The sequence below is a fragment of the Winslowiella iniecta genome, assembly GCF_001267535.1.
Classification (GTDB): domain Bacteria; phylum Pseudomonadota; class Gammaproteobacteria; order Enterobacterales; family Enterobacteriaceae; genus Erwinia; species Erwinia iniecta.
Genome location: NZ_JRXE01000006.1, coordinates 102,209 through 124,390 on the forward strand (window position 1 = coordinate 102,209; position 22,182 = coordinate 124,390).

Annotated in this window: 20 protein-coding genes and 2 tRNA genes; 18 read left to right on the forward strand and 4 right to left on the reverse strand. The window is 53.3% G+C overall.

Annotated features, from left to right (window positions below):
* Positions 1-47 precede the first annotated feature (47 nt).
* From ftsH to NG42_RS05665, 16 genes are all read left to right on the forward strand, one after another.
* Positions 48-1,982 (forward strand): ATP-dependent zinc metalloprotease FtsH, encoded by a 1,935-nt coding sequence (gene ftsH / locus NG42_RS05595; RefSeq protein WP_052898294.1) that lies wholly within the window; start codon positions 48-50, stop codon positions 1,980-1,982.
* Positions 1,983-2,097: 115 nt separating this feature from the next.
* Positions 2,098-2,931: a dihydropteroate synthase gene (gene folP / locus NG42_RS05600; protein ID WP_052898295.1), complete on the forward strand. Its 834-nt coding sequence runs from the start codon at positions 2,098-2,100 to the stop codon at positions 2,929-2,931.
* A gap of 7 nt (positions 2,932-2,938) precedes the next feature.
* Complete coding sequence (gene glmM / locus NG42_RS05605; protein ID WP_052898296.1) at positions 2,939-4,273, forward strand: phosphoglucosamine mutase; 1,335 nt, start codon at positions 2,939-2,941, stop codon at positions 4,271-4,273.
* A 331-nt stretch (positions 4,274-4,604) separates the two neighbouring features.
* Positions 4,605-4,937, forward strand: a complete 333-nt coding sequence (gene secG, locus NG42_RS05610; RefSeq protein WP_052898298.1) for a preprotein translocase subunit SecG — start codon at positions 4,605-4,607, stop codon at positions 4,935-4,937.
* 57 nt (positions 4,938-4,994) lie between these two features.
* Positions 4,995-5,081: transfer RNA gene (locus NG42_RS05615), tRNA-Leu, on the forward strand.
* A gap of 59 nt (positions 5,082-5,140) precedes the next feature.
* A tRNA-Met gene (locus NG42_RS05620) sits at positions 5,141-5,217 on the forward strand.
* Between the two features lie 216 nt (positions 5,218-5,433).
* Entirely contained in the window at positions 5,434-5,886 is a 453-nt protein-coding gene (rimP, locus tag NG42_RS05625; RefSeq protein WP_052898376.1) for a ribosome maturation factor RimP, read from the forward strand.
* Positions 5,887-5,910: 24 nt separating this feature from the next.
* On the forward strand, positions 5,911-7,398 hold the full coding sequence (gene nusA, locus NG42_RS05630; RefSeq protein ID WP_052898300.1) for a transcription termination factor NusA: 1,488 nt from the start codon (positions 5,911-5,913) through the stop codon (positions 7,396-7,398).
* A 17-nt stretch (positions 7,399-7,415) separates the two neighbouring features.
* Complete coding sequence (infB, locus tag NG42_RS05635; protein ID WP_052898302.1) at positions 7,416-10,088, forward strand: translation initiation factor IF-2; 2,673 nt, start codon at positions 7,416-7,418, stop codon at positions 10,086-10,088.
* Between the two features lie 76 nt (positions 10,089-10,164).
* Positions 10,165-10,566 carry a 30S ribosome-binding factor RbfA gene (rbfA, locus tag NG42_RS05640; protein WP_052898304.1) on the forward strand — a complete coding sequence of 134 codons (402 nt, stop codon included), beginning with the start codon at positions 10,165-10,167 and terminating at the stop codon, positions 10,564-10,566.
* Positions 10,566-11,510 carry a tRNA pseudouridine(55) synthase TruB gene (gene truB / locus NG42_RS05645; RefSeq protein WP_052898305.1) on the forward strand — a complete coding sequence of 315 codons (945 nt, stop codon included), beginning with the start codon at positions 10,566-10,568 and terminating at the stop codon, positions 11,508-11,510. Before rbfA ends, truB begins: the two co-directional genes overlap by 1 nt.
* Positions 11,511-11,645: 135 nt before the next feature.
* On the forward strand, positions 11,646-11,915 hold the full coding sequence (gene rpsO / locus NG42_RS05650; RefSeq protein ID WP_052898306.1) for a 30S ribosomal protein S15: 270 nt from the start codon (positions 11,646-11,648) through the stop codon (positions 11,913-11,915).
* 315 nt (positions 11,916-12,230) lie between these two features.
* Positions 12,231-14,351, forward strand: a complete 2,121-nt coding sequence (gene pnp, locus NG42_RS05655) for a polyribonucleotide nucleotidyltransferase (RefSeq protein ID WP_052898307.1) — start codon at positions 12,231-12,233, stop codon at positions 14,349-14,351.
* A 123-nt stretch (positions 14,352-14,474) separates the two neighbouring features.
* The gene (gene nlpI / locus NG42_RS05660) at positions 14,475-15,359 is read left to right on the forward strand and encodes a lipoprotein NlpI (protein WP_052898308.1); all 885 of its coding nucleotides are present in this window, start codon (positions 14,475-14,477) and stop codon (positions 15,357-15,359) included.
* A 104-nt stretch (positions 15,360-15,463) separates the two neighbouring features.
* Positions 15,464-15,520: a protein YrbN gene (gene yrbN / locus NG42_RS23845; RefSeq protein ID WP_156322019.1), complete on the forward strand. Its 57-nt coding sequence runs from the start codon at positions 15,464-15,466 to the stop codon at positions 15,518-15,520.
* A gap of 16 nt (positions 15,521-15,536) precedes the next feature.
* On the forward strand, positions 15,537-17,495 hold the full coding sequence (locus NG42_RS05665; protein WP_052898309.1) for a DEAD/DEAH family ATP-dependent RNA helicase: 1,959 nt from the start codon (positions 15,537-15,539) through the stop codon (positions 17,493-17,495).
* A gap of 73 nt (positions 17,496-17,568) precedes the next feature.
* Here NG42_RS05665 and NG42_RS05670 read toward each other — a convergent pair whose 3' ends face one another.
* From NG42_RS05670 to ubiU, 3 genes are all read right to left on the reverse strand, one after another.
* Positions 17,569-18,579: a luciferase-like monooxygenase gene (locus NG42_RS05670; RefSeq protein ID WP_052898310.1), complete on the reverse strand. Its 1,011-nt coding sequence runs from the start codon at positions 18,577-18,579 to the stop codon at positions 17,569-17,571.
* A 122-nt stretch (positions 18,580-18,701) separates the two neighbouring features.
* Positions 18,702-19,580 (reverse strand): U32 family peptidase, encoded by an 879-nt coding sequence (locus tag NG42_RS05675; RefSeq protein ID WP_052898311.1) that lies wholly within the window; start codon positions 19,578-19,580, stop codon positions 18,702-18,704.
* Between the two features lie 8 nt (positions 19,581-19,588).
* Positions 19,589-20,584, reverse strand: coding sequence for a ubiquinone anaerobic biosynthesis protein UbiU (ubiU, locus tag NG42_RS05680; protein WP_052898312.1), 996 nt, complete (start codon positions 20,582-20,584; stop codon positions 19,589-19,591).
* Positions 20,585-20,792: 208 nt separating this feature from the next.
* Between ubiU and ubiT the strand changes: the two genes are divergently transcribed.
* Positions 20,793-21,317 (forward strand): ubiquinone anaerobic biosynthesis accessory factor UbiT, encoded by a 525-nt coding sequence (gene ubiT / locus NG42_RS05685; protein ID WP_052898313.1) that lies wholly within the window; start codon positions 20,793-20,795, stop codon positions 21,315-21,317.
* A complete protein-coding gene (locus tag NG42_RS05690) occupies positions 21,311-21,817 on the forward strand; it encodes a GNAT family N-acetyltransferase (RefSeq protein WP_052898314.1) in 507 nt (168 codons plus the stop codon). Before ubiT ends, NG42_RS05690 begins: the two co-directional genes overlap by 7 nt.
* Here NG42_RS05690 and NG42_RS05695 read toward each other — a convergent pair.
* Positions 21,801-22,103 carry a GIY-YIG nuclease family protein gene (locus NG42_RS05695; protein ID WP_052898315.1) on the reverse strand — a complete coding sequence of 101 codons (303 nt, stop codon included), beginning with the start codon at positions 22,101-22,103 and terminating at the stop codon, positions 21,801-21,803. The two genes, NG42_RS05690 and NG42_RS05695, sit on opposite strands and share 17 nt — an antisense overlap.
* Positions 22,104-22,182: the final 79 nt, after the last annotated feature.

Here is a 22,182-nt window from a genome sequence, read left to right on the forward strand (position 1 = left end):
GCTGTCTGTTAACACAGTTGTAATATGAGGTTAATCCCTTGAGTGACATGGCGAAAAACCTGATTCTCTGGTTAGTCATCGCAGTTGTGCTGATGTCTGTATTCCAGAGCTTTGGGCCCAGCGAGTCGAATGGCCGTAGGGTTGATTACTCAACCTTCCTGTCGGAAGTGAACCAGGATCAGGTCCGCGAGGCACGTATTAACGGGCGTGAAATCAACGTAACTAAAAAAGACAGTAATCGATACACGACCTACATCCCTGTCAACGATCCCAAGTTACTCGATAACCTGTTGACCAAAAATGTAAAAGTTGTCGGTGAACCACCAGAAGAACCAAGCCTGCTGGCTTCAATCTTCATCTCCTGGTTCCCGATGCTGTTGTTGATCGGTGTCTGGATCTTCTTTATGCGTCAGATGCAAGGCGGTGGCGGTAAGGGCGCGATGTCCTTCGGCAAGAGTAAAGCCCGCATGCTGACTGAAGATCAGATCAAAACCACCTTTGCTGATGTTGCAGGTTGTGACGAAGCAAAAGAGGAAGTGGGCGAGCTGGTTGAATACCTGCGCGAGCCGAGCCGCTTCCAGAAACTGGGTGGTAAAATTCCGAAAGGCGTACTGATGGTGGGGCCACCGGGTACCGGTAAGACCCTGCTGGCAAAAGCGATTGCCGGTGAAGCTAAGGTGCCTTTCTTTACCATTTCCGGTTCTGACTTTGTCGAAATGTTTGTTGGTGTGGGTGCATCACGTGTTCGTGACATGTTTGAGCAGGCGAAAAAAGCCGCACCTTGCATCATCTTTATCGATGAGATCGATGCCGTTGGTCGTCAGCGTGGCGCCGGTTTAGGCGGTGGTCATGACGAGCGTGAGCAGACCCTGAACCAGATGCTGGTTGAGATGGATGGTTTTGAAGGCAACGAAGGTATCATCGTAATTGCCGCGACCAACCGTCCAGACGTACTGGACCCTGCATTGCTGCGTCCGGGCCGTTTCGACCGTCAGGTTGTGGTCGGTCTGCCGGATGTTCGTGGTCGTGAGCAGATTCTGAAAGTGCATATGCGTCGTGTGCCACTGGCAACCGATATTGATGCATCAGTGATTGCACGTGGTACGCCGGGCTTCTCCGGTGCGGATCTGGCAAACCTGGTCAACGAAGCTGCCCTGTTTGCTGCGCGCGGTAATCGCCGTGTGGTGTCGATGGTTGAGTTTGAAAAAGCCAAAGACAAAATCATGATGGGCGCAGAACGTCGCTCCATGGTGATGACCGAATCGCAGAAAGAGTCGACCGCTTATCACGAAGCTGGCCACGCGATTATTGGACGCCTGGTTCCGGAACACGATCCGGTGCACAAAGTGACCATTATTCCGCGCGGACGTGCGCTGGGTGTGACTTTCTTCCTGCCTGAAGGCGACGCGATCAGCGCCAGCCGTCAGAAACTGGAGAGTCAGCTCTCTACGCTGTACGGTGGCCGTCTGGCTGAAGAGATTATCTACGGTGTGGAGCATGTTTCTACCGGTGCATCGAACGACATTAAAGTCGCAACGAACATCGCACGTAACATGGTCACGCAGTGGGGCTTCTCTGAGAAATTAGGTCCGTTGCTGTATGCCGAAGAAGACGGTGAGGTATTCCTCGGTCGCTCGGTGGCAAAAGCCAAGCATATGTCCGATGAGACCGCGCGTATTATCGATCAGGAAGTAAAATCTCTGGTTGAGCAGAACTACCAGCGCGCCCGTCGCCTTCTGAATGAAAACATGGACATCCTTCACGCGATGAAAGACGCGCTGATGAAGTATGAAACCATTGATGCGCCGCAGATCGACGATTTGATGGCACGCCGCGAAGTGCGTCCGCCAGCAGGTTGGGAAGAAGCAAGCAGCAGCAATAATTCAGATAACAACGGCACGCCAAAAGCACCGCGTCCGGTCGATGAACCCCGTACGCCAAACCCAGGCAATACCATGTCTGAGCAGTTAGGCGACAAATAATTCGGTTTCAACGAATCGACTGACACCTCTAAAACCCCGGCTCTGACCGGGGTTTTTTATTGCTGAACCTTTTTAACGTAAAATGCAGGCCCTCATTGCTTAAGGAAAAATCAAAATGAAGTTACACGCCAGAAACTCGGTTTTGGATCTCGCATATCCCCAGGTCATGGGCATTTTGAACGTCACGCCAGACTCCTTTTCCGATGGCGGTAAGCATAATTCGCTGATTCACGCGCTGACCCACGCCAACGATATGATCAATGCCGGGGCCACGATTATTGATGTCGGCGGCGAATCGACCCGTCCCGGTGCCGCAGAAGTCAGCGTTGAAGAAGAGCTGGAACGCGTGATTCCAGTGGTTGAGGCGCTGGCGCAGCGTTTTGAAGTATGGATCTCGGTTGATACCTCGAAGCCTGAAGTGATCCGTGAGTCGGCGCGAGTGGGTGCTCACATTATTAACGATATTCGATCCTTGCAGGAACCGGGCGCGCTGGAAGCCGCAGCGGAAACCGGATTACCGGTCTGCCTGATGCATATGCAAGGTGACCCGCAGTCGATGCAGCAATCGCCGCACTATCAGAATGTGCTGGCAGATGTTGATGCCTTTTTTGTGCAGCATATCGCGCGCTGCGAAGCGGCTGGCATCAAAAAAGAGCAATTGATTCTCGACCCAGGCTTTGGTTTCGGTAAGAATCTCTCTCACAATTATCAACTGCTGGCGCATCTGGCCGATCTGCACCATTTTGGTTTGCCACTATTAGTCGGCATGTCCCGTAAATCGATGATAGGACAGCTGCTTAATGTCGGACCAACGCAACGGTTGACCGGCAGTATTGCCTGCGCGGTGATTGCCGCCATGCAGGGCGCACATATTGTGCGAGTACATGACGTTAAAGAAACCGTCGAGGCGATGCGAGTCGTCGAAGCGACACGATCAGCGAAGGAATAGTAACGCTATGAGTAATCGTAAGTATTTTGGTACCGATGGCATCCGCGGCAAAGTGGGTGAGACTCCAATTACCCCTGATTTCGTGCTGAAACTGGGCTGGGCGGCTGGCAAGGTGCTGGCAAGCCATGGCTCTAAAAAAATCATCATCGGTAAAGATACTCGTATCTCTGGTTATATGCTGGAGTCGGCGCTGGAAGCCGGACTGGCGGCAGCGGGGCTGTCAGCAGCCTTTACCGGGCCGATGCCAACCCCGGCAGTGGCTTATCTGACGCGTACCTTCCGCGCAGAAGCTGGCATTGTGATCTCTGCTTCACACAATCCCTTCGACGATAACGGCATTAAATTCTTCTCGATTGATGGCACCAAGCTGCCCGATGAAGTGGAAGAGGCGATTGAAGCCGAGATGGAAAAGCCAATCACCTGCGTCGATTCAGCCGAACTTGGCCGTGCCAGCCGCATCGTTGATGCTGCCGGTCGCTATATCGAATTCTGCAAAGGCACTTTCCCGAGCGAGCTGAGCCTGAGCGGACTGAAAATTGTGGTGGACTGTGCTAATGGTGCGACCTACCACATTGCGCCGAACGTACTGCGTGAGCTGGGCGCAACGGTGATTGCCATCGGCTGTCAGCCGGACGGTATGAATATCAACAAAGAGTGCGGTGCGACGGATTTGCGCATGTTGCAGGAACGCGTACTGGCAGAGAAGGCGGATATCGGCCTGGCGTACGATGGCGACGGCGACCGTATCATGATGGTTGACCATCTTGGTGCCAAAGTTGATGGCGACCAGATTCTGTATATTATTGCGCGCGAAGGTCTGCGTCAGGGGCAGCTGAAGGGCGGCGTAGTCGGTACGCTGATGAGCAATATGGGTCTGGAGCTGGCGCTGAAGCAGCTCGGTATTCCGTTTGTCCGGGCGAAAGTGGGTGACCGCTATGTGCTGGAGAAATTGCAGGAGAAAGGCTGGCGTATTGGTGCTGAAAACTCTGGCCACGTGATCCTGCTGGATAAAACCACCACTGGTGACGGCATTGTGGCAGGTTTGCAAGTACTTACCGCCATGGTGCGCAACCATATGACATTGCACGACCTGTGCAGCGGCATGAAGTTACTGCCGCAGATCCTGGTGAATGTGCGCTTTAGCGGCGCGACCGATCCGCTGGAAGATGCGACGGTAAAAGCGGTGACGGCGGAAGTCGAGAAAGAGTTGCAGGGTCGTGGACGTGTGCTGCTGCGTAAATCCGGTACTGAGCCATTGATTCGCGTCATGGTCGAAGGCGAAGATGAAACCCAGGTCACCACGCTGGCACATCGTATTGCCGATGCAGTGAAAGCGGTCTGATCCTGTAGGGGGCGGGGTTCTCGCCGCCTGTGCCGAGGATTTGCACTCAGCCCGCCATCAGGACGGGAGCCGAAAACGGCTCCCCTATAAGTTCCTGGATTGCATGAGCCGAAAACGTGTTCGACTCGCCGGATAACTGCGCGTTTTTTCTGCTGAAATTGTAAATCTGGCGTTTTTTTCCGCAATCAGCTGAAGGCAATGAAATTGCACTTGCGCGGACAGGGACCTTTGGTTAGTATTCACACCCGCTTCTGGTGGGTGTGACGACAACATCCATTTGACTGGTTTGAAGCTATTTATGTGCGGTTACCGCGCAAGGAACAGGTTGATTATGTACGAAGCTCTTCTGGTAATTTTCCTTATTGTGGCACTGGGCCTGGTGGGTCTGATCATGCTGCAACAAGGTAAAGGCGCTGATATGGGAGCCTCCTTCGGTGCAGGCGCTTCCGGTACTCTGTTTGGTTCAAGCGGTTCAGGTAATTTCATGACCCGTATGACCGCAGTGCTGGCGACCCTGTTCTTCATTATCAGCCTGGTTCTGGGTAACCTGAACAGCAATAAAACCACGAAAGGTAGCGAGTGGGATAATCTCACGCAGCCAGCACAGTCTGAACAGACTGCGCCAGCGAAACCGGCAACGCCGAGCAGCGATATCCCGCAGTAAGCAGTAAAAAGTTACAATTTCGATGCGACAGAAATAAAAAAGTCGCCGTCTTAAAGTGCCGAGGTGGTGGAATTGGTAGACACGCTACCTTGAGGTGGTAGTGCCCGATTGGGCTTACGGGTTCAAGTCCCGTCCTCGGTACCAAATCTCAGAATTGCTTGCATTTAGTGCAAGATCGGCGTAATATTCGCCACGTTTTCGGACGCGGGGTGGAGCAGCCTGGTAGCTCGTCGGGCTCATAACCCGAAGGTCGTCGGTTCAAATCCGGCCCCCGCAACCACTTTCCCTTAGAGTTCTTTTTCAAATATACTGTATGCATCTTACGGCGCATTTTCAGCGAATTTTGAAAAAAATTCTTTTGGCTTGTGGGCCGAGCCGCAATCATTGCGGCATACAGGGTCCAGTCGCATTAAGCCCCGAATTTTCGGGGTTTTTTGTTATCAGGCTATCAAAACACTGGGCTATTAAGCCCTTTTTTTATGTCTTGGGGGTGGCTTTGTCCACATTAGAGCAAAAATTAACAGAGCTGATTTCGGCACCAGTAGAAGCGCTTGGCTACGAACTGGTCGGTATTGAGTTCGTTCGTGGTCGCACATCCACGCTGCGCATCTATATTGATAGCGAAGACGGTATCAACGTTGACGATTGTGCTGATGTCAGCCATCAGGTGAGTGCGGTAATGGATGTTGAAGATCCCATCACTGTCGCCTACAACCTTGAAGTCTCGTCACCGGGCCTTGAGCGCCCCCTGTTTACTGCAGCACACTACACGCAATTCATTGGCGAACAAGTTAGCCTGGTTTTGCGTATGGCCGTACAAAACCGCCGCAAATGGCAGGGCATCATTAAATCTGTTGAAGGTGAAATGATCACTGTTACCGTTGAGGGTAGCGATGAAGTGTTCGCGCTGAGTAATATCCAGAAAGCGAACCTGGTCCCCCACTTTTAAACGTCCGGATTGAGGCTAACCAGGATGAACAAAGAAATCTTAGCTGTTGTAGAGGCCGTTTCTAACGAAAAAGCCCTCCCGCGTGAGAAAATTTTCGAAGCGCTGGAGAGCGCGCTGGCCACTGCAACCAAGAAAAAATACGAACAAGAGATCGATGTTCGCGTTAGCATCGATCGGAAAAGCGGCGATTTTGATACTTTCCGTCGCTGGGTGATTGTGGACGAAGTGACACAACCGACCCGTGAAATTACGCTGGAAGCCGCGCGCTACGAAGATGAAGCGTTTAATCTCGGCGAATTTGTTGAAGATCAGATTGAATCTGTCACCTTTGACCGCATTACTACTCAGACGGCGAAACAAGTTATCGTACAGAAAGTACGTGAAGCTGAGCGCGCGATGGTGGTGGATGCGTTCCGTCAGCACGAAGGTGAGATCATCACTGGTGTGGTGAAGAAAGTGAACCGCGACAACATTACCCTCGATCTGGGTAGCAATGCTGAAGCGGTCATTATCCGTGAAGATATGTTGCCACGTGAAAACTTCCGTCCGGGTGACCGCATTCGCGGCGTACTGTACGCTGTACGTCCGGAAGCTCGCGGTGCTCAGCTGTTTGTCAGCCGCTCTAAACCAGAGATGCTGATTGAGCTGTTCCGCATTGAAGTGCCGGAAATCGGTGAAGAAGTTATTGAAATCAAAGCGGCCGCCCGCGATCCAGGCTCTCGTGCCAAGATTGCAGTGAAGACCAACGACAAGCGTATCGACCCGGTTGGTGCTTGCGTCGGTATGCGCGGTGCGCGTGTTCAGGCGGTATCCAGCGAATTAGGCGGTGAACGTATTGATATCGTGCTGTGGGACGACAACCCGGCACAGTTTGTTATCAATGCTATGGCCCCTGCTGATGTCGCGTCTATCGTGGTGGATGAAGATAATCACACCATGGATATCGCTGTTGAAGCCGGAAATCTGGCTCAGGCGATCGGCCGTAACGGCCAAAACGTGCGTCTGGCTTCTCAGCTGAGTGGCTGGGAGCTGAACGTGATGACGGTCGACGACCTGCAAGCCAAGCACCAGGCTGAAGCACATGCAGCTATCGACGTCTTTACCAAATATCTCGACATCGACGAAGATTTCGCCACCGTTCTGGTTGAAGAAGGCTTCTCCTCTCTGGAAGAGCTGGCTTATGTACCAATCAATGAACTGCTGGAAATCGACGGCCTTGATGAAGATACGGTAGAAGCGCTGCGCGACCGTGCGAAAAATGCGTTGACCACCCTGGCACTGGCAAAAGAAGAGAGCCTTGGCGATAGCAAACCTGCAGATGACTTACTGAATCTGGAAGGTCTGGATCGTGCACTGGCGTTCAAACTGGCGGCGAAAGGTGTATGCACGCTGGAAGATCTTGCTGAGCAGGGTGTTGACGATCTGTCAGATATTGAAGGCCTCAGCGATGAGCGGGCCGGTGAGCTGATTATGGCTGCGCGCAATATCTGTTGGTTCGGTGACGACGCGTAATAACAGGAAGGAACAGCATGACAGATGTAACCGTAAAATCGCTGGCCGCAGAGATAGAGACCTCGGTAGAACGCCTGGTACAGCAATTTGCTGATGCAGGGATCCGTAAGTCTGAAACTGACTCTGTGACCCAGCAGGAAAAAGAAACCTTACTGACGCACCTGAATCGTGAGCACGGCAGCGTGTCAAGTAAGCTGACCTTGCAGCGCAAAACGCGCAGCACCCTGAATATTCCTGGCACCGGGGGTAAAAGTAAATCGGTGCAAATCGAAGTCCGCAAAAAGCGCACCTATGTGAAGGGCGAAACTGACGCTGAACAAGCGGAAGCAGAAGCGCAGGCACAGCGTGAAGCGGAAGAACAGGCTCGTGAGGCTGAAGAAAAAGCTAAACGTGAAGCAGCAGACAAAGCCAAACGTGAAGCCGAAGAGCAAGCCAAACGTGAAGCCGCCGACAAAGCAAGGCGCGAAGCAGCGGAAAAAGATAAAGTGAGCAATCAACCAACCGACGAAAAGACCCGGGCCAATCAATCAGATAAAGCCCGTCGCGAAGCCGAAGCCGCAGAGCTGAAGCGTAAAGCTGAAGAAGAAGCGCGCCGCAAGATTGAAGAAGACGCTAAGCGCGTAGCCGAAGAGGCCCGTAAAATGGCTGAAGAAAAAGGTGAAAGCTGGACCGTCGCGTCCGAAGAGCCGGAAGATACCTCGGATTACCACGTCACCACATCCACTCATGCCCGTCAGGCTGAAGATGAAAACGACCGTAAGGTTGAAGGTGAGCGTCGTAGCCGTCCGGTTAAAGCCGTGCGTCAGAAGAAAGGCAACAAGCATTCTGAATCAAAAGCAGACCGCGAAGAAGCGCGCGCTCAGGTTCGTGGTGGTAAAGGCAAACGTAAGCCTAGCTCACTGCAGCAGGGCTTTAACAAGCCTGCGCAGGCGGTAAACCGTGATGTGGTTATCGGCGAAACCGTGACCGTTGCCGAACTGGCCAATAAAATGGCAGTGAAAGGCTCCCTCGTCATCAAAGCGATGATGAAAATGGGCGCTATGGCGACTATCAACCAGGTTATCGACCAGGAAACCGCTCAGATGGTCGCGGAAGAGATGGGTCACAAAGTGACGCTGCGCCGCGAAAATGAGCTGGAAGAGGCGGTAATGGGTGACCGTGATACTGATGCTGCGCTGGAATCCCGCGCACCAGTGGTCACCATTATGGGGCACGTTGACCATGGTAAAACTTCCCTGCTGGACTATATCCGTTCCACCAAAATCGCCTCTGGCGAAGCGGGCGGCATTACTCAGCATATCGGTGCTTACCACGTTGAAACCGACAACGGTATGGTTACTTTCCTTGATACCCCAGGTCACGCCGCGTTTACCGCAATGCGTGCCCGTGGTGCTCAGGCAACGGATATCGTTATCCTGGTTGTCGCAGCGGATGACGGCGTGATGCCTCAGACCATCGAAGCTATTCAGCATGCGAAAGCAGCGAAAGTGCCGGTTGTGGTTGCGGTCAACAAAGTTGATAAGCCAGAATCCGATCCGGATCGTGTTAAAAACGAACTGACTCAATACGGTATCATTCCGGAAGAGTGGGGCGGCGAAAACATGTTTGTTAACGTCTCCGCTAAAGCCGGTACCGGTATTGATGACCTGCTGAACGCTATCCTGCTGCAAGCTGAAGTTCTTGAACTGAAAGCGGTGCGTCAGGGTATGGCAAGCGGTGTCGTAATCGAATCCTTCCTGGATAAAGGTCGTGGTCCGGTTGCAACCGTGCTGGTGCGTGAAGGTACCCTGAACAAAGGCGATATCGTACTGTGTGGCTTTGAATATGGCCGTGTCCGTGCGATGCGTGACGAGTTAGGTCGCGAAGTGACCGAAGCCGGCCCGTCAATTCCGGTTGAGATCCTGGGTCTGTCAGGTGTTCCGGCAGCAGGTGATGAAGCGACCGTAGTACGTGACGAGAAGAAAGCACGTGAAGTTGCGCTGTATCGTCAGGGCAAATTCCGCGAAGTGAAACTGGCTCGCCAGCAGAAATCTAAGCTGGAAAACATGTTTGCCAACATGACCGAAGGCGAAGTGTCCGAGCTGAACATCGTGCTGAAAGCCGACGTACAGGGTTCTGTCGAAGCGATTGCCGATTCACTGCTGAAACTCTCCACCGACGAAGTGAAGGTGAAGATTGTTGGCTCCGGCGTAGGTGGTATCACCGAAACCGACGCGACCCTGGCAGCAGCGTCCAACGCGATTCTGGTTGGCTTCAACGTCCGTGCTGATGCCTCTGCGCGCCGCGTGATTGATTCTGAAAGTCTGGATCTGCGTTACTACTCCGTGATCTATAATCTGATCGACGAAGTGAAACAGGCGATGAGCGGTATGCTGGCGCCTGAGTACAAACAGCAGATCATCGGTCTGGCTGAAGTACGTGACGTATTCAAATCACCGAAATTTGGTGCTATCGCCGGTTGTATGGTCACCGAAGGTAACATCAAGCGTCACAACCCGATCCGTGTTCTGCGTGACAACGTGGTTATCTACGAAGGCGAGCTGGAATCTCTGCGCCGCTTCAAAGATGACGTTAACGAAGTTCGTAACGGCATGGAATGTGGTATCGGCGTGAAGAACTACAACGATGTGCGCACTGGCGATATGATCGAAGTCTTCGAAATTATCGAGATTAAACGCACCATCGATTAATGGTCACGCACGACGAGACTATTTTTTGGGAGGCCGCGTGCCTCCCTTATTATTTGGATTATTTGGAGTATTGATTATGCCAAAAGAATTCGGTCGTCCTCAGCGTGTCTCCCAGGAGCTGCAAAAAGAGATCGCGATGATTTTACAGCGTGAGATCAAAGATCCGCGTCTGGGCATGATGGTTACCGTGTCGGGCGTCGAGCTTTCTCGCGACCTGGCCTATGCCAAAGTGTTTGTCACCTTCCTGAATGACAAAGATGAAGAGGCGATTAAAGGCGGCCTGCGTGCGCTGGGTGATGCCGCTGGCTACATCCGTACCCTGCTGGGCAAAGCGATGCGTCTGCGTATCGTGCCTGAGCTAACCTTCTTCTACGATAACTCGCTGGTAGAAGGGATGCGCATGTCTAACCTTGTCACTAACGTAGTGAAAAACGACGAACAGCGTCGTTCTTCTGCGGAAGAAGACAAGGAGGATTAATGAGCCGTCCTCGTCGTCGCGGCCGTGACATTCACGGCGTGCTGCTGCTGGATAAGCCACAGGGTTTGTCATCGAATGATGTGCTGCAGAAAGTAAAGCGCATCTTTAATGCTAACCGTGCCGGGCACACTGGTGCGCTGGATCCACTGGCAACCGGTATGTTGCCGATCTGCCTTGGCGAAGCCACCAAGTTTTCCCAGTATCTGCTGGATTCAGACAAGCGTTACCGGGTGATCGCTCGCCTTGGGCAGCGTACTGATACTTCCGACGCCGATGGCACGGTAATCAGTGAGCGTCCGCTAAACTTTAGCCAGCAACAGCTGGATGAAGCGCTCGACAGCTTCCGTGGCGAAACCCAGCAAGTGCCGTCGATGTATTCGGCGCTGAAATATCAGGGACGCAAGCTGTACGAGTATGCCCGCGAGGGTATTGAAGTCCCGCGCGAAGCACGCAGCATTGTGGTTTACGAACTGCAGTTTATTCGCTGGGAAGGCGACGAGCTTGAGCTGGAAATCCACTGCTCGAAAGGCACGTATATTCGTACCATTATTGATGATTTGGGTGAAAAGCTTGGCTGTGGCGCGCATGTGATTATGCTGCGTCGTCTGCAGGTGGCCACTTACCCGATCGGCAATATGGTGACGCTGGAGCAATTGAAAGATTTGCTCGAGCAGGCGAATGCGGAAGGTATCGCGCCGGGTGAAAAACTTGATCCGTTACTGATGCCAATGGACAGCCCGGCATCCGCATTTCCTGAAGTGAACCTGTTAACCCTTGTTGCCGCTTACTTTAAACAAGGGCAGCCGGTGCAGGCTTCAGGCGTACCGAGCTCTGGTTTAGTGCGCGTGACCGAAGGTGACGAGCGTAAGTTTATCGGTATGGCAGAAATTGATGACGATGGCCGCGTCGCGCCACGTCGTCTGGTCGTTGAATATTCTGAGTGAGTCATTTGCCATCGCATCTGGCTCAGAGTAGAATGGCGCGGCTTTATACGCTGCATTTCTGATGCAGGTATAATCCTGGGTAGCTGAATTAGAGATCGGCGCCTGTACATTTATCTTATAATTTGGAGTTGTATTATGTCTCTAAGTGTTGAAACTAAAGCACAAATCGTTGCTGATTTCGGTCGTGGCGCAAACGACAGTGGTTCGACTGAAGTTCAGGTTGCTCTGCTGACTGCACAGATTAACCATCTGCAGGGTCACTTCTCTGAGCACAAAAAAGACCACCACAGCCGTCGCGGTCTGCTGCGTATGGTTTCCCAGCGTCGTAAGCTGCTGGATTACCTGAAGCGTAAAGATGTTGCGCGTTACACCAGCCTGATCGAGCGTCTGGGTCTGCGTCGCTAACTCTTAGAATCTGTTCAGAGACGGTCATCAGCGTTAAACTGATGAAAGCACGGCTTAATGAACAGATTCGTGCGAGTTTCGCTAAAAGGGGGCCTTTACGGCCCCTTTTTTCGAGCAATCGGCAGCAATATTGCTCAAACTAATGTATTGTTGCTGAGTGTGATCTTCAGTTGCAGAGGTTCGCGCGGCTAATGAGAGGCTTTATCCAACGAGGCGTGGATTAAAGGTTGTCATTAGTCGCGAGGATGCAGATGAGGATTAAAAATCCACGGCAGAGCACGATGAAAGTGCCTGCTTTGCGTAAAGGATATTATTTTGCTGAACCCGATCGTACGTAAATTCCAATATGGTCAGCATACCGTTACCCTTGAAACCGGTATGATGGCGCGCCAGGCAACGGCTGCCGTAATGGTAAGCATGGACGACACTGCAGTGTTCGTTACTGTTGTTGGCCGTAAACAAGCTAAACCAGGTCAGGACTTCTTCCCGCTGACGGTTAACTATCAGGAGCGTACTTACGCTGCTGGTCGTATCCCGGGTAGCTTCTTCCGTCGTGAAGGCCGTCCAAGCGAAGGCGAAACCCTGATCTCTCGTCTGATTGACCGTCCGGTTCGTCCGCTGTTCCCGGAAGGTTTCGTTAATGAAGTTCAGGTTATTGCCACCGTTGTTTCCGTTAACCCACAGGTTAACCCGGATATCGTGGCAATGATTGGTGCCTCTGCGGCACTGAGCCTGTCTGGCCTGCCGTTCAATGGCCCAATCGGTGCGGCACGCGTCGGTTACATCAATGATCAGTACGTTCTGAACCCAACCAGCGACGAAGTCAAAGAAAGCAAACTGGATCTGGTTGTTGCCGGTACTCAGGGCGCAGTACTGATGGTTGAGTCTGAAGCTGATGTACTGAGCGAAGAGCAGATGCTGGGCGCAGTGGTGTTCGGCCACGAGCAGCAGCAGATTGTGATCGACAACATCAATTCACTGGTTGCTGAAGCGGGCAAACCACGTTGGGACTGGCAGCCAGAAGCAGTTAACGAAGCGCTGACCTCGCGCATCGCTGCACTGTCTGAATCCCGTCTGAGCGATGCTTACCGCATCACTGAGAAACAAGAACGCTACGAAAAAGTTGGCGTGATCAAGTCTGAAACCACCGCAGCACTGCTGGCGGAAGACGAGACGCTGGACGAAGGCGAAATCAGCGACATCCTGCACGCTATCGAGAAAAACGTTGTGCGTAGCCGCGTTCTGAACGGTGAGCCGCGTATCGATGGTCGTGAGAAAGACATGATCCGTGGTCTGGATGTGCGTACTGGCGTGCTGCCACGTACTCACGGTTCCGCACTGTTCACCCGTGGTGAAACTCAGGCACTGGTTACCGCGACTCTGGGTACTGCCCGTGATGCGCAGAACCTGGATGAGCTGATGGGCGAGCGTACTGACAGCTTCCTGTTCCACTACAACTTCCCTCCGTACTCGGTGGGTGAGACCGGAATGGTCGGTTCTCCTAAGCGTCGTGAAATTGGTCACGGTCGCCTGGCGAAACGCGGCGTGCTGGCGATGATGCCTAAACCAGAAGACTTCCCGTACACCGTACGTGTGGTTTCTGAAATCACCGAATCTAACGGTTCTTCATCGATGGCTTCCGTTTGTGGTGCTTCACTGGCACTGATGGACGCAGGCGTACCGATCAAAGCCGCTGTTGCGGGTATCGCAATGGGTCTGGTGAAAGAAGGCGAGAAGTTTGTCGTTCTGTCTGACATCCTGGGTGACGAAGATCACCTCGGCGACATGGACTTCAAAGTAGCCGGTAGCCGTGAAGGTATCACTGCGCTGCAGATGGATATCAAAATTGAAGGCATCACCCGCGAAATCATGCAGGAAGCGCTGAATCAGGCCAAAGGTGCACGTCTGCACATTCTGGGTGTGATGGAGCAGGCTATCAGCACGCCGCGTGGCGATATCTCTCAGTTTGCACCACGTATCCATACCATCAAGATCAGCCCGGACAAGATCAAAGATGTTATCGGTAAAGGCGGCTCGGTTATCCGTGCGCTGACCGAAGAAACCGGCACCACCATCGAAATCGAAGATGATGGCACCGTGAAGATCGCAGCAACCGACGGCGAAAAAGCGAAATATGCTATCCGTCGTATTGAAGAGATCACTGCTGAGATCGAAGTTGGCCGTATCTATAACGGTAAAGTGACCCGTATTGTCGACTTCGGTGCCTTCGTGGCCATCGGTGGCGGTAAAGAAGGTCTGGTGCACATTTCTCAGATCGCTGATAAGCGTGTTGAGAAAGTGACCGACTACCTGCAGATGGGTCAGGAAGTGCCGGTTAAAGTACTGGAAGTTGATCGTCAGGGCCGTGTGCGCCTGAGCATCAAAGAAGCGACAGAACAGCAGCCTGAAGCGGCTGCGGCGCCTGAAGCTGAATAACGATCGACCACTGAGCTCTCCATGTGCGCATGGAGAGCTGTTTCATCGCGAGGGCGGGAAACCTCGTGCACGGCAGGCGGATGGCAGGATGTACATCCCAGTGTTTGTTTTCGGGAGTGGGAAATGAAGCCTTTTTTACGCTGGTGTTTGGTTGCGACAGCTATATCGCTGGCAGGATGCAGCAACTCTGATTGGCGTAAGAACACGGTTCTGGCGGTTCCGCTGCAGCCCACACTGCAACAGGAAGTCATCCTGGCGCGCATGGAACAAATACTTGCCAGTCGGGCATTAACAGATGATGAACGCGCACAGCTGTTATATGAGCGCGGAGTGTTGTATGATAGTTTAGGTTTGAGAGCATTAGCGCGGAATGATTTTTCACAAGCGTTAGCAATCAGACCGGATATGCCGGAAGTATTCAATTACTTAGGCATATATTTAACGCAGGCGGGCAACTTTGATGCCGCCTATGAAGCGTTTGATTCTGTACTTGAGCTTGATCCAACTTACAACTATGCGCATTTAAATCGTGGCATCGCCCTGTATTACGGTGGTCGATTCCCGCTAGCGCAAGATGATCTGCTGGCGTTTTATCAAGACGATCCTAACGATCCTTTCCGTAGCTTGTGGCTCTTTCTCGCAGAACGTGAGATGGATGCAGAGAAAGCGAAAGTAACGCTACAACAGCGTTACGACAAATCGGACAAGGAGCAATGGGGATGGAATATTGTCGAGTTCTACCTTGGCGACATCAGTGAAAAAACGCTGATGGAACGTCTCAAGGCGGACGCAACGGATAACACCTCGCTCGCTGAACATCTCAGTGAAACCAACTTCTATTTAGGTAAGTACTACCTAAGTCTGGGGGAGAAGGACAACGCAGAAGCGTTGTTCAAACTGGCGGTCGCTAACAACGTTAATAACTTCGTTGAGCACCGATACGCATTGTTGGAGCTGGCGCTACTCGGCCAGACACAAGACGATTTATCAGAATCTGACCAGCAATAGCTGACGAACTTTCTTTGCCTGAATTTCTGAAATGTCATCATCTTCGCGGATGAGGGCTTTTTTGTTCGTCGAAACCACTAATTTGAGCCGGTTCACACTTTTTGATGAAAATGATTGAAAATTTTCACGACGAGTTATGTAGACTGGCCGCCGCAATATAAGAGGCTTGTGTACTACATGACTACGATCGAAACCACGACTGAAATCGAAACCACTTTTGCTGATTTGGGCCTGAATGCTGCCCTTCTCGAATCCCTGAACGGTATGGGCTACGTAAAACCATCACCTATCCAGTTAGAGTGTATCCCACACCTGCTGGCTGGCCGTGACGTGCTGGGTATGGCCCAGACTGGTAGTGGCAAAACAGCTGCATTCTCTCTGCCCCTGCTGAACAATGTTGATAGTAACCTGAAAGCACCACAGATTCTGGTGCTGGCACCAACTCGCGAGTTGGCGGTTCAGGTTGCTGAAGCTATGACTGAATTCTCTAAGAAAATGAACGGCGTAAACGTTGTTGCCCTGTACGGTGGCCAGCGTTATGACGTTCAGCTGCGTGCTCTGCGTGCGGGTCCACAGATCGTTGTGGGTACTCCGGGTCGTCTGCTTGACCACCTGAAGCGCGGTACGCTGAACCTGTCCAGCCTGCGTGGCCTGGTCCTGGACGAAGCAGATGAAATGCTGCGTATGGGCTTCATCGAAGACGTTGAAACCATCATGGCGCAGATCCCGGACGGTCATCAGACCGCGCTGTTCTCTGCAACTATGCCAGAAGCGATTCGTCGCATTACCCGTCGCTTTATGAAAGATCCGCAGGAAGTGCGCATCCAGTCCAGCGTCACGACTCGCCCGGACATCAGCCAGAGCTACTGGACTGCTTTCGGTCGTAAGACTGATGCACTGGTTCGCTTCCTGGAAGCGGAAGATTTTGATGCGGCGATTATCTTCGTGCGTACCAAAAACGCGACGCTGGAAGTGGCTGAAGCGCTGGAGCGTAGCGGTTACAACAGCGCTGCACTGAACGGTGATATGAACCAGGCACTGCGTGAGCAGACGCTGGAGCGCCTGAAAGATGGTCGTCTGGACATCCTGATTGCGACCGACGTTGCGGCACGTGGTCTGGACGTTGAGCGTATCAGCCTGGTTGTTAACTACGACATTCCAATGGATGCTGAGTCTTACGTTCACCGTATTGGTCGTACCGGTCGTGCGGGTCGTGCTGGCCGTGCGCTGCTGTTCGTTGAGAACCGCGAGCGTCGTCTGCTGCGCAACATCGAACGCACCATGAAGCTGACCATTCCAGAAGTGGATCTGCCAAATGCAGAACTGCTGAGCGAGCGTCGTCTGGCTAAGTTTGCGGCTAAAGTTCAGCTGCAGCTGGAAAGCAGCGATCTGGATCAGTACCGTGCGCTGCTGGCTAAAATGCAGCCAGAAGAAGAACTGGATATGGAAACTCTGGCCGCAGCTCTGCTGAAAATGGCTCAGGGCGAACGTCCACTGATTCTGCCACCTGATGCGCCACAGCGTCCACGTCGTGAATTCCGTGAGCGTGACGATCGTCGTGATGACCGTCGTGGCGAGCGCGGTGACCGTGCTCCACGTGAAGCGCGTGATGGTGACCGTCCACGTCGTGAACGTCGTGAAGTTGGCGATATGGAACTGTACCGCATTGAAGTTGGCCGTGATGATGGTGTTGAAGTTCGTCATATCGTTGGCGCAATTGCTAACGAAGGCGATATCAGCAGCCGTTACATTGGTAACATCAAGCTGTTCGGCACCCACTCAACCATCGAGCTGCCGAAAGGCATGCCAGGCGATGTGCTGTCGCATTTCACCCGCACGCGTATTCTGAACAAACCTATGAATATGCAGCTGCTGGGCGATGCGCAACCGCGCAGCAACGACCGTGGCGATCGTGGTGACCGTGGCGGCGAACGTCGTCCGGGCGGCCGTGGTGGTTTCGGTGGCGGTGCAGGCCGTGAAGGCGCTCGTGATGGTGGCGCTCCACGTCGTTTCAGCGATCGTCGTGAAGGTGGCAATGCCGGTAATGGCGGTCGTGGCGGCTACAGCCGTGACGGCGGCAACCGTGGTCCACGTCAGGACGGCGGTAGCGCACCAACTCGTCGTCGTGATGCATAATCACTGACGCCAATAAAAAAACCAGCCTTCGGGCTGGTTTTTTTTTGCCTGCACGGCGACGAAAATACCGTTCCTAGAGCGTTTGCGCTGCCTGCATCGCCAGTTCAAACGAACGCAGTCTCGCCTGAGTATCAAAGATCTGGCCGTTAACCATAATCTCATCCGCTTCGGTTTCCCGCATCAGTGAAGCCAGACCCGCACGCACTTTATCGCTATCACCGACAATCGACATGCTCAGTGCCTGCTGTACGCCATATTGCTCCGACGGCGACCAGAGGTTATCCATATTGTCCACCGGCGCAGGAAGCGGGCCAGGCTGACCACGACGCAGGTTGATAAACTGCTGCTGCATGGACGTAAACAGAAAACGGGCATCGCGGTCGCTTTCGGCGGCGACGACGTTAACGCACACCATCGCGTAAGGCTTGTCGAGACGCGCAGAGGGTTTAAAGTTCTGGCGATAGATTTGCAGCGCCTGGAACAGTAAATCAGGGGCAAAGTGTGACGCAAAAGCAAATGGCAGCCCCATTTTTGCCGCCAGCTGAGCGCTGTACAGGCTGGAACCCAGCAGCCATATCGGGATTTTCAGGCCAAGGCCAGGAACCGGCTGCACCGGCGGCTGTTCATCGCCAGCTGCATCGAACCAGCTTACCAGTTCGGCCACATCTGACGGAAAACTGTCGGCTTGTGCGCCGGAGAGGTGGCGGCGCAGTGCCATCATGGTGCGCTGGTCAGAGCCCGGCGCACGTCCCAGCCCCAGATCGATACGTCCCGGATAGAGCGATTCAAGGGTGCCAAACTGTTCCGCAATCATCAGCGGCGCATGATTAGGTAACATCACGCCACCGGAACCCAGCCGCAGGGTGGTGGTGCCCGCCGCCAGATAACCAATTAACACCGAGGTGGCGGCACTGGCGATACCGGTCATATTGTGATGTTCAGCCAGCCAGTAGCGATGAAAACCCAGTTTTTCCGCCTGCTGAGCCAGCGCCAGCGAAGTATGGAAAGCATCCCGCGCCGTGGAGCCTTGCGGGATCGGGGCTAAATCGAGAACCGACAGAGGGACTGTTTTTTTATCAGACATAGGAACTCACTTGTTTATGCACGGCGAACAACTTCGCCTGCTATCAATAAGTATCAGTGTTAGCTGACAGTACCCCTATTAAAACTGCATTTATCGCCAGCGGTTTCACACCCTGTGCCGTGTTAGTTTTCCAGTACCAGCCCGGCCAGATTGCGCCAGTAGCCATTACAGTCATTACGCTGCGCGACCATCAGCGGTGAGCCACCGTTTTCATTGGCCCGGAAGCGATCGATCACGGTCAGCGTCTGCTGATCCTCAGGCGATACACGCACAATATCCACCAGCCCGGACATCGACGCCAGATCGTTACCAAGGTTATAGCAGTAGCCACTCATGGTCTGAATACCATTCAGCACAAACACTTGCTGATTTTCCTGCGACAACACGCGACGGCCTTGTGGATAGTGAAGACAGCAGGTTTCACACTCATCTTTGGCGCGATTTTCGGAGCGGGCGGTAAAGCAGCGCGCCGACAGCGCCAGCGGCAGATGACCGTAACCCATCACCTCCACTTCAAATTGCTGACGAATTCCCAGCGCTTCACACTGGCGCAAGACATTGGTCAGCCAGTCGCGTGACAGTTCGACCGGCATACACCAGCGCGTCATGCCTTGCTTCAGCAGCAGATTCAGGGTAATGGCGTTATAACAGTTTAGTGCGTGACCGGCGACAAACGGCAATTTCTGCTCTGCAGCGAGATTAATCGTGCCTAAATCATTGGCTTCAATCAGAAACTCACCGTTATCGACATAACGCTTGATTTCACTCAGTTCGGAAGGCGACTGCACCAGTGCCAGCGTACTGAGTACCACCTGTTTACCGCTCTGATTAAGCTGTCTGGCGATATCCAGCCAGGCGCTGAATTTGGTGGCGCGGCGCTTACTGCACACGCTCTCGCCGAGATAAATAATCTCAGCGCTGCTGGCGGCAGCGGCCTGATAAAAGTGTTCCAGTTTTTCAGTTGGCCAGTACCACAGTACCGGCCCGAGGGCATATTTCATTGTGCTTCCTACTGCCATTTACGGTGATATGCGCCGAGCGTGGTTTGCGTACCTTCAGACAACGCGCCTAAGGCACTCATCCAGCGTTGCTCAACCTTAAACTCATCAGGCGCTGCCTTGCAGCGATCGATTGCCTGACGCCAGATACGCGCCACTTCAGCAACATACGCCGGGCTACGCTGACGCCCCTCAATCTTCACCGAAGCGATATTGGCCTGTAGCAGTTCCGGTAGCAGCGCCAGCGTGTTCAGGCTGGTGGGCTCTTCCAGCGGGTGATAGCGCATCTCATCGACCTTGTAGCGCCCTTTGCACAGCGTGGGATAACCGGCGTGTTCACCGTCGGCGTAGCGGTCAATCAGCACCTCATTCAGACGTGCTTCCAGACCGGAAGCTGTCTGCTGCCAGCGCACAAAGCGTGCCGGGGAACAGGCACCAACGGTATTGGGGGATTCTCCGGTCAGCCAGGACGAAAGATAGCAGCGGCCTTCGGCCATAATACACAGACTGCCAAAGGCGAATACCTCCAGCGGAACCGGCGTCACACGCGCCAGCTGGCGCACCTGATGCATCGACAGCACGCGCGGCAATACCACCCGGGAAACGGCAAAATTACGCTGATAGAATTTCACTGCTTCGAGATTAGTGGCTGATGCCTGTACCGAAACATGGCGCTCAATATGTGGATAGCGCTCAGCGGCGTATTCCAGTATGGCCAGATCGGCAAGGATCAGCGCATCGGCACCGAGATCCGCCGCCATATCTACCGCCCGCTGCCAGCGCTGATAATTGTCAGGATGGGCGAAAGTATTAATGGCGACATGCAGCTTGCGTCGCCGCTGATGCACAAAGCGCGACGCTTCATGTAAGCGCTTTTCGGTGAAATTCAGCCCGGCGAAGTGACGGGCGTTAGTCTGATCTTTCAGCCCGATATATACCGCATCGGCACCATTTTCGATGGCGGCTTTCAGGGCCGGAAGGTTCCCGGCCGGACAAAGAAGTTCCATGATTATTCTCTGTAATGAGCGATAACAGCCGACGAGTGTAGATCTGCTGCCGGTGACAAATTTTGATTTAAGGCAGCGAATGGCGTATTGAATGTGCATTGGTAGTTTAAAAAGATTAAAGTTCGTTCACTTTGTTGATCCCGCTACCTGATGAATTTTGCCGATATGGCAAAATGGCCGAAATTTTTTTCGTAAGGAGTGACAACTGGTGTTGAATCAGCTTCGCGTGCAGTGCGTAGAAAATGGCCCAAAACTTCTGCGTTTTCCGCTACAATTTGCCCCCTTCGCAGTCAAAAAACGGCTGTTTCAACAACTGCTAAACTGGCAGTTTGCCCATGCTCTGGCCGAAGGTGAGTTAGACTTTCTGCAAGGGCGCTGGTTAGGCATCGAGATCCGCGACCTTGATCTGCGTTGGGCGACCAGCGTGGTGGACGGCCAGCTTCAGGTTAGCGATGTTCAGCAGATCGATGTATGGTTCCGTGGTGACGCTAATGATTTACTATTGGTAGCGGCGCGTAAACGCGATCCGGACACGCTGTTTTTCCAGCGCCGGCTGGTAATAGAAGGTGATACCGAGCTTGGACTTGAGGTGAAGAATTTAATGGATGCTATTGAGCTGGAAATGATGCCGACACCGCTGCGTATCGGGCTAATGCAACTGGCTCAGTTTATTGAGGCTGGACTGACTAAGGACGCGAATTCCCCGGAGAATCGCGCAGGTGCACCATGTTAATTCGGACAGAAATTGGCGTTGATGCCGCAGGTATCGACAGCCTGCTGCGCCGCTGCTTCCCGACGCAAGCGGAAGCGGAGCTGGTACAGCAGCTCCGTGAAGACGGCCTGCTGACGCTGGGGGTTGTCGCCACGGATGATGAAGGTCAGGTACTGGGCTATGCGGCCTTCAGCCCGGTTTCATTGCAGGGCGAAGACCGGCAGTGGGTCGGACTGGCACCGCTGGCGGTGGATGAGAGTGTGCGCCAGCAGGGTATCGGCAAACAGCTGGTCTATGAAGGGCTGGATACCTTAAACGAATTCAGTTATGCCGCCGTAGTGGTATTAGGCGATCCGGCGTTTTATGGCCGTTTCGGCTTTGAACCCGCCGCGCGCCATCAGTTACAGTGTAAATGGCTGGGGTCCGAAGCGGCATTCCAGGTGTACAAACTGGCAGATGACGCGTTTGTCGGCGCGCAAGGGCAGATTGAGTTTGCCGAGCCGTTTAATCGTTTCGACTAGCCAGCCACTGCGGCAGTGATACAGGCTGGCTTTCCACCAGCCTGATTTTGTCCTGCCTTTTCAACTGCTTCACCTGATACTCCAGCTTTGACGCGCTGGAGCGATCCCCGGCCTCGCAGTGAAATATCAGCGCCAGCGGGCCTTTACCGCGCAGGGCTTTTGCTCCCTTGCCTTGCTGATGCTGCAGCAGGCGACGCGCCACATCGTTGGTAATGCCGGTATACAGCATGCCGCTGGCGGTGCGCAGAATATAGAGTTGCCAGACTGGCGTACCAGGGTTATCCATAATGACTCTCAGTTAGCGAAGATCTGTCAGCATTCTAAAGTTATTCAAATCTGGCCGCTATCGCCACTTTCCCTGAAAT